The following is an 11,919-nucleotide window of genomic DNA, read 5'->3' as shown; positions in this document are numbered from 1 at the left end:
AATAAGAGAAAAATACAAAAAAGGCAGCAGCAGCCGCCTCTTCTGGTTTTTCCACTATCGTTGTACCGTTACGTTTAATTTGGAGAGTGCGCCAGCAGCTGCCTGCTGTTCCGCCTCTTTCTTCGAACGACCAGCACCGGTTCCCAGAAGCTCGCTCTCCATGTGCACTTCAGCAACGAACTCACGCTCATGCGCAGGCCCTCGTTCGTTCACAATCCGGTATTCCAAGGAACCCATATTATGATGCTGCGTATGTTCTTGTAATTGCGTCTTGTAATCAATCACAAGCAGCTTACCTTCACTGGAAATTTTGGCGAATACATGCTTCTGAAGAAACGCTTTTACGGTACCCAAGCCTTGGTCTAGGTATAAAGCGCCAACAAAGGATTCGAACACATCTGCCAAAAGCGCTGGCCGTGAGCGTCCACCTGTTAACTCTTCCCCTTTACCAAGTAGCACAAATGCACCGAAATCCAAATCTTCGGCAAATGTCACGAGCGAGGGCTCACAAACAATGGATGCCCTCAGCTTCGTTAGTTCACCTTCTGAACGCCCTGGATAAGATTCATATAAAAATTCCGAAACTGTCAATTCAAGTACGGCATCTCCAAGAAACTCAAGCCGTTCGTTATCTTTATGTCCAGCGATACGGTGTTCATTCACATAGGACGAATGCGTAAATGCTTGCTTCAACAGTTCTGCTTTGCGAAACGAGACCCCGATCTGCTTCTGTAAATCCTTAATATCACGGTTCACGCCTTACTTCACCACCCCGAGAGAATGATATTCCGTTATCTTTCGTCGCAGGAAGGTAAATTATGCTTCAAACTTTTTCATGATGATCGTTGCATTATGACCGCCAAAGCCGAAGGAGTTCGACATCGCAATGCCTACGTTCGCTTCACGCGCTGTGTTCGGTACATAATCCAAGTCACATTCTGGGTCTTGATTGTCCAAGTTGATCGTTGGTGCAATGAGGCTGTTCGCAATCGTTAGACCGCAAATAACAGCTTCCACACCGCCAGCAGCGCCAAGTAAATGACCTGTCATGGATTTCGTCGAGCTAACCGCCACCTTGTAGGCATGCTCGCCTAGCGCTTTCTTGATCGCGATTGTTTCTGATTTATCACCAACTGGCGTCGATGTACCATGAGCGTTAATGTACGAAATCGCATCAGGCGTAATGCCTGCATCCTTAATTGCTTTCACCATACAACGGGCAGCGCCATCCGGATCTGGATCTGTCATATGATACGCGTCGCCGCTCATGCCATAGCCGATTACCTCAGCATAGATACGTGCGCCACGCTTCTGAGCATGCTCTAGTGACTCCAGAATGAGAACACCAGCACCTTCACCCATGACAAACCCATCACGACCTGTATCAAACGGACGACTTGCCAAATGAGGCTCTTCATTACGAGTCGACATCGCGCGTAGTGCGCAGAAGCCAGCCACACCAATTGGTGTAATTGTCGCTTCAGCTCCACCGCAAATCATCACGTCCGCATCCCCACGTTGAATCATTTTGAAGGAGTCACCAATGGAATGCGTGCCTGTCGCACAAGCTGTTACAGCTGTGGAGTTCGGTCCTTTCGCACCCGTGACCATTGATACATGACCAGAGGCCATATTCGCAATCATCATCGGAATAAAGAAAGGTGAAACCCGTTTCGGGCCTTTTTCCAACAAAATGCGATGTTGCTCTTCCCACGTGTTCAAACCGCCAATACCTGATCCAACGGAAACGCCTACGCGCTCCGGATCTGTATCTTCCTGCACATTCAGATTCGCATCCTTCAACGCATTCAGTGCACCTGCAACCGCGAATTGAACGAAACGGTCCATCCGACGAGACTCTTTGCGATCCACATAGTTCTCAATGTTGAAATCTTTGATTTCAGCCGCAATCCGCGTTGGGTATTCGCTTACATCAAAATTCTCGATCATACCTACACCGGATTTGCCAGAAGTCAGGTTACCCCAAAACGTTTCTAAATCTTGACCAAGGGCAGTAACTACGCCCATACCTGTAATTACAACTCTGTTCATTTGTACCACCTTCTATGTAGTGATTCCATATTTTTGTTTGCCTGGAATGGAGAGAAGTCCCGTCTTTATTAGAAACGGGACTCTGTAGACTATTACGTATGAGATTTTATGTAATTCGTAACTTCTCCTACTGTCGTAATCTTCTCAGCATCTTCATCTGAAATTTCTAAATCGAACTCATCTTCTAATTCCATTACTAATTCAACTACATCGAGAGAATCAGCACCTAGATCTTCTTTGAAAGATGCTTCGAGGGTGACTTCAGCTTCATCAACCCCTAGACGATCGACTACAATTCGTTTAACACGATCCAATACGTCGGACATCCGGTTCACCTCCTCATTTGGTATTATACGAGAATCTTTGACAGAATGCCAGTAGGCAATTTTGTAATTCTCATTTCCCAGAAACTTACATGTACATTCCGCCATCAACATGGAGCGTTTGCCCTGTCATGTATGAGGCATCGTCAGAAGCCAAGAAGCGAACAACCTTCGCAATTTCCTCTGGTTGCCCAAGGCGCTCCAGCGGGATTTGCTTCAGCATTTGCTCACGCATCTCGGCAGACAATTTGTCTGTCATATCGGTTTCAATAAAGCCTGGCGCTACGGCATTAACAGTAATACCACGCGAAGATAACTCTCTCGCTGTAGCTTTCGTTAAGCCAATTACGCCTGCTTTTGCTGCTACATAGTTAGCTTGACCCGGATTCCCGAGTACGCCAACTACAGAAGATATATTGATAATTCGACCAAAGCGCTGCTTCATCATTGGACGTGTAACGGCTTTGACACAGTTGAACACGCCTTTCAGATTCGTTGCGATCACTTGATCGAATTCTTCTTCTTTCATTCGCATGATTAAATTGTCTCTTGTTATGCCCGCATTATTCACGAGAATATCAATTTTACCAAAAACTTCTATCGTTTGCTTGACCAAATCCTCGGATTCCTGATAGCTGCTTACGTCAGCACGCAATTTAATAGCTTTACGCCCCATGGCTTCAATTGCTGCTACAACCTCACCAGCAGCTGCTTCGCTGCCAGCGTAGTTCACAACAACATCTGCCCCGTGTTCAGCCAAATGCAAAGCAATCGCTCGGCCAATGCCGCGCGAAGCTCCTGTGACTAGTGCCACTTTACCCGTTAACATGATTGTGTACCTCCTGCGTGAACTTTTCCAGCGCTACCAGGCTGCCAATCGACACGGTTTTCACCGTTTTGTCGACTTTCTTAATCAAGCCGGCAAGCACTGTTCCCGAGCCCAGCTCGATGAACGTATCAACGCCTTGGCTGATCAGGTACGTAATCGTATCTTCCCAAAGAACAGGGGAATACACCTGCTCCACCAGCAAGCCGCGAATATCGCTCGGCTGGGTCACAGGACGAGCCGTTACGTTGGCCACAACGGGCACGGCTGCATCCCTCATCTCGATGGACGCAAGCACCTCTGCGAGGCGCTCCGAGGCTGGCTTCATGAGGGAAGAGTGAAACGGCCCGCTCACCTCGAGTAGGATGGCACGCTTCGCGCCAGCTTCCTTGCAGCGTTCGACAACCGCTGCAACGCCTTCCTTACTGCCCGAGACGACAATCTGTCCCGGGCAGTTCACATTGGCGAGCTCCACGACGGAGCCGCCGCTTGTAATTGCCGCGCAAAGCTCCGCCAGCGCTTCGCGCTCGGCTCCCAGCACGGCTGCCATGGCTCCCAGGCCGCCTGGGACGGCCTGCTCCATGAACTCGCCGCGGGCCCGCACCGTGCGGACCGCGTCTTCGAACGCGAGCACGCCGGCTGCGACGAGCGCGCTGTACTCACCCAGACTATGTCCTGCGACATAGTCTGGCGTGATGCCAGCAGCCTTGAACGCCTCCAGACAAGCGATGCTTGTCGTGAGCAGCGCAGGCTGCGTGTGGTACGTGATCTTCAATTGGTCCTCTGGACCTTGGAAGATCAGATCAGACAAGGAAAAGCCCAGCGCTGCGTTCGCCCGGTCAAAATAATCTTTGGCCTCTGGCAGCGAAGTGTATAGGTCTTGTCCCATACCCACGGACTGTGAACCTTGACCAGGAAATACAAATGCTATTTTACCCATACGAGAAAAGGATCCCCTTCCACGGTATATTCAGTCATTTTTTACTCAGAAATAAATCCAGCTAGCAAATTACCAAACCAAAGCTGTTGCCCCCCAAGTCAGCCCACCGCCAAAGCCAACTAAGACAAGGCGATCTCCTCTGCTCAAACGGTTTTGTTCAACGGCTTCTGCTAGTGCAACCGGGATGGAAGCAGCTGACATATTGCCATACTTGTCCAAATTAATCATACATTTATCATCCGACAATTCTAAGCGGTTCAGTGAGGATTGAATAATTCTCATGTTAGCTTGGTGAGGGACAAGCAGATCAATATCGGTTTTCTCCCAACCAGCTTTACGCAGTGCTTCATCCGCTGCATTCCCCATAATACGAACTGCAAACTTGAAGACTTCGGCACCTGCCATGTAGATGTAATGCAACCGCTGGTCAAGAGAATTCTGAGAAGCTGGATTGCGGGAACCGCCTCCCTCAATTTTCAGAAGAGGACCTCCCGTGCCGTCAGCGCCTAATTCAAAGGATTTAAAGCCTCTTTCTTCTGGCACCTCACCAATAACAACAGCACCTGCCCCATCTCCAAAGAGAATACAAGTATTACGATCCGTGTAATCCGTAATTTTGGACAAGCAATCTGCACCGATAACGAGCGCATATTTATAAGTACCTGTTGCAATGAAGTTAGACGCATTAGCAAGTCCATATACGAAGCCTGAGCAAGCTGCTGATAAGTCGAACGCTGCCGCTTTCTTAGCTCCTAGCTTTTCTTGCAGAATACATGCGGTAGATGGAAATGACATATCAGGTGTAATAGTTGCCACGATAATTAAATCGAGTTGATCCGCTGTAATGCCCGCGTTAGACAAGGCGACTAAGGAAGCTTCGTAGCAGAGATCGGATGTAGCTTGTCCTTCTGCCGCGATTCTTCTCTCACGTATGCCCGTTCTAGATACGATCCACTCATCATTCGTTTCGACCATCGTTTCTAGTTCTTGATTCGTTAAAATACGTTCTGGTACATATTTACCCGTTCCGAGTACCCCAACTGGTATTAAGTTCATGTTGTTATATCTCGCTTCCCGCGGCTAATTTCGGCAGATATGGTGCCAACCAAATCATTTTGTAACGCAATTCTTGCTTGACGAACGGCATTCTTAATAGCATTTGCATCCGAAGATCCATGACTTTTGAGTACTAACCCATCAATCCCTAATAACGGCGCAGCCCCATGTTCATTATAATCCAGCTTTTTGCGGAACTGCGTCAAGCCTGGCTTAAGAACGGCTGCCGCAAGCTTCGAGAAGATAGTTTTGGTGAATTCTTGTTTCAAGGCTGAGAAAATGACGGACGCAGCGCCCTCAATGGATTTCAACATAATATTTCCAGCAAAGCCGTCGCAGACGATCACATCACATTTGGCGCGAAGTATCTGAGACGACTCTACATTGCCAACAAAATGAATCGGAGCTTGTTCCATTAAAGGATATGCTGTTTTGGTTAATTCATTCCCTTTGGCCGATTCCGTTCCAACATTCAACAAACCTACGCGCGGCTTGGAGATACCATGTACCTTGGAACGGTAAATGCTGCCCATTATGGCATATTGGATCAATTGCTCTGGAGTCGCATCCATGTTTGCTCCTAAATCCAAAGCAAGTACACCATTACCATCCATCGTAGGGATCATCGGTGCTAGAGCAGGACGTTCAATCCCCGGAATTCTTCCTACGATCAGCAAACCTGTCGTCATCAGTGCTCCTGTGTTGCCGGCGGAAATCATGGCCTCGGCTTCTTTCTCCCGCACCAATCTTCCTGCAACAACCATAGAGGCGTCCTTCTTGCGACGCACCGCCTTGACGGGCTCATCCTCGGCCTCAATGACTTCTTCCGTATGGCGGATCGTCAGATTATCCGGCCTCTCTGTGAGATGAGCTTCTATCGCAGCCTGATTACCAACCAGAATAATATGTACGTCCTTCCACTCTTTAGCCGCTGCGAGAGCACCCTCAACTACGATCTTAGGCGCATGATCTCCGCCCATTGCATCAATCGCGATCCGCATGGAGCTTGTCCTCCCTATCTAGATGTTGCTCTTTCTTCGAATGAAAGATGACAAAGTTACCTCGGAACACCGTCTCTTCGCCTACATATGTGAATACCTCCACGCGTGCTTTCCCTTTGGAAACAGATCGCACATAGGCTTTGGCGACACACTTCTCTCCCAGCTTTACTGATCGAACAAAACGGATATCCGCTGATGCGGTTAAGGCAATCGGATCGTCGATGACAGCAACAGCCAGCGAGTTGGCTTGCGAGAAAATATGATGCCCTCTGGCAATTTTGGTTCTTGAAAAAATATGGTCTTCTTTAATTTCGAAAATCGAAATACCACTCTGATCCAACTGTAGGTCAATGACTTCTCCAATCACTTCATCAATTGGAAGTGAACGCACAGGATCATACGTTTTGACGGCCATATGCTTCATGCGTTCCCGCAGTTCAGGAATACCGAGCTCTAATCGATCCAAGCGGACAGTTTGGATACTAACCCCAAACGTTCGCATTAATTCCTCATCCGTCATAAAAGGGTTCGCTTCAATGGCTTGCAGCAGCTGCTGTTGCCTTTGTCGTTTAGGAAGGCGTTCGATGGTAAGCACCACCTTATCTCGTGAGATCTCATCTTATTACCAGATACTAAACTGTAGTATATTAAATTTACAACCAAAAAGAAAGCAAAAAAAATAGCACCTCACCTAGGATGAAGTACTATGTCTAATCTTATGCTTTTACGATCTCTCTGCTTTTGTAAGTTCCGCAAGACTTGCACACGTGGTGCGCTAGCTTCAGTTCTGCACAATTTTCACATTTCACCATGCCTGGAACTTCCAATTTAAAGTGAGTACGGCGCTTGTCGCGACGAGTTTTGGACGTTCTTCTTTGAGGTACTGCCATATTCAAAACACCTCCTTATACGAATTTCGGCGTTGCCTTAATCTTTGTTAAAAAAGTCCGCGAGACCTGCAAGTCTAGGATCAATCTTATCCTGCTTACAGCCGCAATCACGTTGATTGCGATTTTCTCCGCACACGGGACAGAGACCTTTGCACGCTTCGTCACAAAGTGGTATGTACGGTAAACCGACCACTACATTCTCTACAACGTAAGGCTCCAAATCGACTTTATCCCCAACCACCAGATGAATATCCTCGTCAAGCTCTGGATCTTCTTCTTCCGGCTTTTGCATGAAAACTTCCTTGAACGGAAGCTTAATTGTTTGGTTCGTGTGCGTTAAGCATCGGGAACAGCTTAACTCCAAGTCTAGCGTTATTTTACCGTTAACTTTGACTACTCCTTCTTCATACTTAGCATGAAGATCGACATCTACTGGCCCATGGCTAAGGATGTCTTGACGACCCTCAAAAGGTTCCGTCAAATTCATTACTTCGCTCATGTGTACCGGTTGTCCATGAAGAGATAGCTCTCTAAAACGAATTTGCATGTTATATCACCCCAAACAAACAAAGATTATTATATCCATTACGTATACCTTTTGTCAATTTAAATTATATTTACTGTGCTAGATAAGACTTATTTCGGAGGCAGTGCTGCTAGATATTTCAAGGCATCTTCCATGGTACCAATTTCTACGATTTTCATCTTCGTATTGATCTGCTTCGCTCTTTTGACCGCATCGGAATAATTCTCGATTTTGGTTCCGTCTTTCAACGTTACGTTTTTTGGGGCAAAGAAAATTTCAGCTTTTTCCCGATCCGCTGCAATAATTTTGTGTTGTATACCGCCAATCGGACCTACGGTGCCATCTGCTTCTATCGTGCCCGTTCCTGCAATGCGATAGCCCTTCGTAATATCTTCAGGTACAAGCTGGTTAAAGATCTCCAAGGAGAACATCAAGCCTGCAGAAGGCCCGCCAATATCCCCAGCCTTAATAGACACTTGTTGATCCTGCTGATCGGCTTTCACCGACTGCATACCTGCCGGCACAACACCAATGCCTGCTCGCGGCGTGCTTTCCCCCTCTTGAAGAGGGAGTGCTCCTAACGTCAATGTCGTTTGCAGTTCTACCTTTTTCCTAGCATACGTAATGGTGATCGTGTCTCCTGCTTTTTTGCCTGCGAGCGAGTCTAGTAGATCCTGCGCGACCTTCACCTCTTTATCCCCAGCCTTCAAAAGTACATCACCTGGTTTAAGCACCTTCTCACCTGACAAACCTGGAACGATTTGAAGGACCATTACACCCTCATGCTCAATATGAAAAGGGACCTTGGCTTCCGTATACGCGGCTTGAATTGCACTTGCTTGCGAGGTTAGCATGACATATTCCTGACGCTGTGAATACTCCTGCTCGGACTCTCCCTTCTTGAGAACAGACGTTTTCGGCTGTATTTCTTCATAGGGATGAACGAGTCCTACCAGATAGTTCACCACATTAGCATCTGCTACGCGCACGGTTGTCAGCATGAGCGTCCCTTTTTCTATACCTGTGCTTTTGGAAATCGTCACCATGGGCTTAATTTCTTCAGCTGTACCCGGCATAAAAATAAAAAAAGGTAGTCGTACAAAAAACAACAAATACACAATGATAATACCCACTAGCGCAGAAATTAAGTAGCGTCTTGTTGCTGAGCTTCTCGGATAACGATATGAATCATTCGACCACGTACGTACCGTGCTCTCTTCTTCCTTATCCATACAGGTTCCCCTTTCCTGTTGCTTTCTCTTTGATGTTTTTTGCCTATCCTGTCACCGTGAAAGCTTGGTCTAATCGCCTGCCTTCTCGCGTACAATGAAGCATGTTCGAAGGACGAGGTGATGCTATGCAGCCTATTAATGCAAGATCCAGTTCCAAATTCACAACACTGGTGCTGGGAGTTTTGGCTGGACTAGTCGTAATATCAATCATTTTATTTCCCGATAAAGCTTTCCAGTCATCTCTCGAGGGGCTGACTGTTTGGTGGAAGCTCGTCTTTCCTGCTTTAATGCCTTTTCTCATCATGACTGAGCTCTTGATCGGCTTCGGTGTCATCCAAGGGACAGGCGTACTCTTGGAGCCTCTAATGCGCATTATTTTCCGTCTTCCTGGTGTTAGCGGTTGGGCACTGGCATCAGGCTTTGTTGTAGGATTTCCTGCAGGAGCAAAAATTACTGCATCGCTGCGCGAAAAAAACCTCCTTACACACACAGAAACAGAGCGTTTAACGGCCCTTTCACATTTGTGCAGTCCACTATTCCTCATCATGGTTATAGGGATTGGATTCCTTCACAACGCCAAATTAGGGATCTTACTTGCGATTATTCATTACGTTTCAGCCATCGTAACTGGATTCTTGATGCGACATAGCAAGCAAAAGATTGCCTCGCCTGAAGTGAAATCTCATTTCGTTAGACCGAAAGAATCAGCTTCTATATGGAAGTCAGCCCTTATGACCATGCGCCAAGCCTATTGGGAGGATGGACGTGCTTTTGGTAAGCTGCTCGGAGATGCAGTCACCTCCGCTGTGCAGACGCTTATGTTGGTTGGCGGTTATATGATGATCTTTTCCGTCTTAATCAATGTCATTTCCATCACGCATTTTGCCGATATCCTTCGACCGATCACGCATTTGCTGCTTAGCTTTATGAATGTTTTCACCGACACCACGCCGCAATGGATCAAGGGATTAATGGAGATTCACCTTGGGGCTTATGCCTTCAGTCAAGCTAAGGAACTCCCGCTTCTGCCACAAATGGCGCTGCTAAGCTCTTTCCTCGGCTGGGGAGGCTTGTCAGCCCATGCACAGGTTGCTGGCTTTCATCAGAAAAGCGGTGCACGTTATACTTTTTTCTTGCAGTCACGCGCCCTCCATGCTGTTCTAGCGTTATTCACAACGGTGCTGCTATGGAAACCACTGCAATTGCTTGTGCTTGATACAGAACCAAGCTTTCTTCGGTTGGACTTAGCCACTAAAGAGGCCGCCGCGGTACCTTTTCCCTTGAACGGCGAATCGGCATGGGGCCTATGGGGACCAATGCTGACGCAATTCCTTTTCCTTTTTACCTTGATGCTGCTCGTTTCGGTTGGCCTGGGCCTCTTCCGGAGAAGAATGGTCGATTAACCTAAAATTCCTTTAGATCTAGTTCTAGGTCTGAGGGAATTTTTTGCGTAGCTCTTCTTCCACTTCTGCAGGCACCAAATCCTCCACAGGTCCATGGAATTTAGCGATTTCTTTCACGATACTGGAGCTCAAATACGAAAATTGGGGTTTCGACGTCATAAAGAACGTTTCCACATCTGGATTCAGCTTGTGATTCGTCGATGCCATTTGCAGTTCATACTCAAAATCAGATACGGCCCGAAGTCCGCGAACAATGAGTCTAACATTACGAGCTTTCATGTAATTCACCATCAAATCTCGGAAACCATCAATCTCCACATTAGGAAGATCCGCGGTTACTTTTCGGAGTAGATCCATCCGCTCTTCCAAAGTGAATAAGGCATTTTTGGACGTATTGTTCAGCACCGCTACAATAAGCTTATCAAATACTTTTGCCGCTCTATGTATAATATCAAGATGGCCGTAGGTAACCGGATCAAAGCTTCCTGGATATACCGCAACTGTAATGCCGTGTTCTTGCCTCATCATGCTGTTCATCTCCTTCAATTACTTACTCATATCGACGTGATGTCGCGTTGATATATGGTAACTGCCGTATCACCATAATCCGCTCTGCGTAACTGCTTAAATCCACCTATGATTTCTTGCAGTACATCCTTTGCATCGTGCTCGACTACGATCGTGGCGTTCGCCTCCACAATGGCTTGTTCCTCCATCGTTGTCATCAGCTCTGCAATCCCTTTCATCCGGTACGGAGGATCCAGAAAGACAAGTTGAAATTGTTCTGTCCGCTTCGCTAATACCTTCAATGCTCTTGTCGCATCCGTTCTGTAAACCTCTACCTGGTCCTTCACTTTGGCTACTTCTACATTGTGTTGAATCGTGTCGATGCTTTTCTTCTCAATATCAATAAATACAGCCTTATCCATGCCACGGCTCAGCGCTTCAATTCCTAGCCCGCCCGTGCCAGCGAACAGATCAAGTACCTGCCCTCCGTCGAAATAAGGTCCGATCATACTGAAGATCGCTTCCTTCACTTTATCTGTTGTTGGTCGTGTGCTCGTACCAGGTACAGCCTTTAACGACCGGCCTTTAGCCGTGCCTGAAATCACTCTCATCGTACGTTTTCCCCTTCATGCTGGTTCATTCTTTTGCTATCGTACCACAAGCACTAATCTGACACAAAAAATTTATCCCTGCGATGTATAAATTTACCGTAAATCGGTCATGCTTGAACTATCGACATCAGAGAATGTCGTAGACAACCGCGGAGAAGGCTTACGTTTCCCCATAAGCTCTTCATCCGGTTTCTCCTCTCCCATGAGACGGTCGTGCAAACGACCGTCGTTATTATTTTATAGATTATATATAACAGTTGACTAAATCTTGACTAGTACAGAGTCGAATATCATCAGTTGGTACCGATGGGGTACCAACTACATGAGTTGCCCAAATACACTTAAAATAATATAAAACAAGCCCTAGGAAATGCTCCTAGGGCTTATTACAATTAATTAATGATCCTACTTAGAATTCCTGTGGAACGAATAATTTGGAATTTGAATAAAAAAGAGCGCCTCTGTACGATGGGAGTACGTAACGGGTCTACAGCCCTTAAAATCCCACATCAGGAGGTCGCTCTACTATGAAGTTTAAATCACAAGATAAAC

General features: G+C 46.9%; 14 protein-coding genes. 1 reads left to right on the top strand and 13 read right to left on the bottom strand.

The genetic code is table 11. From position 1 onward, the window contains the following. Positions 1-54: 54 nt before the first annotated feature. The 11 genes from rnc to AC58P7_RS13145 all read right to left on the bottom strand — a co-directional run bounded on the left by rnc (position 55) and on the right by AC58P7_RS13145 (position 8,846). Positions 55-756 (bottom strand): ribonuclease III, encoded by a 702-nt coding sequence (gene rnc / locus AC58P7_RS13195; protein WP_497343462.1) that lies wholly within the window; start codon positions 754-756, stop codon positions 55-57. Between the two features lie 60 nt (positions 757-816). Beyond that, positions 817-2,052 carry a beta-ketoacyl-ACP synthase II gene (gene fabF, locus AC58P7_RS13190; RefSeq protein ID WP_497343460.1) on the bottom strand — a complete coding sequence of 412 codons (1,236 nt, stop codon included), beginning with the start codon at positions 2,050-2,052 and terminating at the stop codon, positions 817-819. Between the two features lie 92 nt (positions 2,053-2,144). Further along, positions 2,145-2,378, bottom strand: a complete 234-nt coding sequence (gene acpP / locus AC58P7_RS13185; RefSeq protein ID WP_028558238.1) for an acyl carrier protein — start codon at positions 2,376-2,378, stop codon at positions 2,145-2,147. A gap of 85 nt (positions 2,379-2,463) precedes the next feature. Continuing rightward, entirely contained in the window at positions 2,464-3,204 is a 741-nt protein-coding gene (gene fabG / locus AC58P7_RS13180; protein WP_497255492.1) for a 3-oxoacyl-[acyl-carrier-protein] reductase, read from the bottom strand. Further along, entirely contained in the window at positions 3,191-4,141 is a 951-nt protein-coding gene (fabD, locus tag AC58P7_RS13175; RefSeq protein ID WP_497343458.1) for an ACP S-malonyltransferase, read from the bottom strand. Before fabD ends, fabG begins: the two co-directional genes overlap by 14 nt. Positions 4,142-4,210: 69 nt before the next feature. Continuing rightward, positions 4,211-5,197, bottom strand: coding sequence for a beta-ketoacyl-ACP synthase III (locus tag AC58P7_RS13170; RefSeq protein ID WP_497343456.1), 987 nt, complete (start codon positions 5,195-5,197; stop codon positions 4,211-4,213). Beyond that, positions 5,194-6,198, bottom strand: a complete 1,005-nt coding sequence (gene plsX, locus AC58P7_RS13165) for a phosphate acyltransferase PlsX (protein WP_497343454.1) — start codon at positions 6,196-6,198, stop codon at positions 5,194-5,196. Before plsX ends, AC58P7_RS13170 begins: the two co-directional genes overlap by 4 nt. Next, positions 6,182-6,796 (bottom strand): transcription factor FapR, encoded by a 615-nt coding sequence (gene fapR, locus AC58P7_RS13160; protein WP_164483581.1) that lies wholly within the window; start codon positions 6,794-6,796, stop codon positions 6,182-6,184. Before fapR ends, plsX begins: the two co-directional genes overlap by 17 nt. Before the next feature lie 118 nt (positions 6,797-6,914). Beyond that, a complete protein-coding gene (rpmF, locus tag AC58P7_RS13155; protein ID WP_028558232.1) occupies positions 6,915-7,088 on the bottom strand; it encodes a 50S ribosomal protein L32 in 174 nt (57 codons plus the stop codon). 37 nt (positions 7,089-7,125) lie between these two features. Continuing rightward, complete coding sequence (locus AC58P7_RS13150) at positions 7,126-7,635, bottom strand: YceD family protein (protein ID WP_497343452.1); 510 nt, start codon at positions 7,633-7,635, stop codon at positions 7,126-7,128. Between the two features lie 89 nt (positions 7,636-7,724). Next, positions 7,725-8,846 (bottom strand): SepM family pheromone-processing serine protease, encoded by a 1,122-nt coding sequence (locus AC58P7_RS13145; protein WP_497343450.1) that lies wholly within the window; start codon positions 8,844-8,846, stop codon positions 7,725-7,727. 101 nt (positions 8,847-8,947) lie between these two features. Between AC58P7_RS13145 and AC58P7_RS13140 the strand changes: the two genes are divergently transcribed. Continuing rightward, entirely contained in the window at positions 8,948-10,249 is a 1,302-nt protein-coding gene (locus AC58P7_RS13140) for a nucleoside recognition domain-containing protein (RefSeq protein ID WP_497343448.1), read from the top strand. Positions 10,250-10,273: 24 nt separating this feature from the next. Here AC58P7_RS13140 and coaD read toward each other — a convergent pair whose 3' ends face one another. Next, positions 10,274-10,786, bottom strand: a complete 513-nt coding sequence (coaD, locus tag AC58P7_RS13135; protein WP_497343776.1) for a pantetheine-phosphate adenylyltransferase — start codon at positions 10,784-10,786, stop codon at positions 10,274-10,276. A 17-nt stretch (positions 10,787-10,803) separates the two neighbouring features. After that, positions 10,804-11,367 (bottom strand): 16S rRNA (guanine(966)-N(2))-methyltransferase RsmD, encoded by a 564-nt coding sequence (gene rsmD, locus AC58P7_RS13130; protein WP_497343446.1) that lies wholly within the window; start codon positions 11,365-11,367, stop codon positions 10,804-10,806. Positions 11,368-11,919: the final 552 nt, after the last annotated feature.

It is taken from the genome of Paenibacillus sp. J22FR5 (genome assembly GCF_059691975.1).
Note: the sequence above shows the minus strand (reverse complement) of the source record. Positions and strands in the feature narration are given on the sequence as shown.

Excerpts from the sequence above, each read along its gene's own strand:
- AC58P7_RS13170 (WP_497343456.1), bottom strand. The coding sequence starts at position 5,197 with ATGAACTTAATACCAGTTGGGGTACTCGGAACGGGTAAATATGTACCA.
- AC58P7_RS13140 (WP_497343448.1), top strand. The coding sequence starts at position 8,948 with ATGTTCGAAGGACGAGGTGATGCTATGCAGCCTATTAATGCAAGATCC.
- rsmD (WP_497343446.1), bottom strand. The coding sequence starts at position 11,367 with ATGAGAGTGATTTCAGGCACGGCTAAAGGCCGGTCGTTAAAGGCTGTA.
- fabG (WP_497255492.1), bottom strand. The coding sequence starts at position 3,204 with ATGTTAACGGGTAAAGTGGCACTAGTCACAGGAGCTTCGCGCGGCATT.
- rpmF (WP_028558232.1), bottom strand. The coding sequence starts at position 7,088 with ATGGCAGTACCTCAAAGAAGAACGTCCAAAACTCGTCGCGACAAGCGC.
- fabD (WP_497343458.1), bottom strand. The coding sequence starts at position 4,141 with ATGGGTAAAATAGCATTTGTATTTCCTGGTCAAGGTTCACAGTCCGTG.
- fabF (WP_497343460.1), bottom strand. The coding sequence starts at position 2,052 with ATGAACAGAGTTGTAATTACAGGTATGGGCGTAGTTACTGCCCTTGGT.
- plsX (WP_497343454.1), bottom strand. The coding sequence starts at position 6,198 with ATGCGGATCGCGATTGATGCAATGGGCGGAGATCATGCGCCTAAGATC.
- AC58P7_RS13150 (WP_497343452.1), bottom strand. The coding sequence starts at position 7,635 with ATGCAAATTCGTTTTAGAGAGCTATCTCTTCATGGACAACCGGTACAC.
- AC58P7_RS13145 (WP_497343450.1), bottom strand. The coding sequence starts at position 8,846 with ATGGATAAGGAAGAAGAGAGCACGGTACGTACGTGGTCGAATGATTCA.
- acpP (WP_028558238.1), bottom strand. The coding sequence starts at position 2,378 with ATGTCCGACGTATTGGATCGTGTTAAACGAATTGTAGTCGATCGTCTA.
- coaD (WP_497343776.1), bottom strand. The coding sequence starts at position 10,786 with ATGAACAGCATGATGAGGCAAGAACACGGCATTACAGTTGCGGTATAT.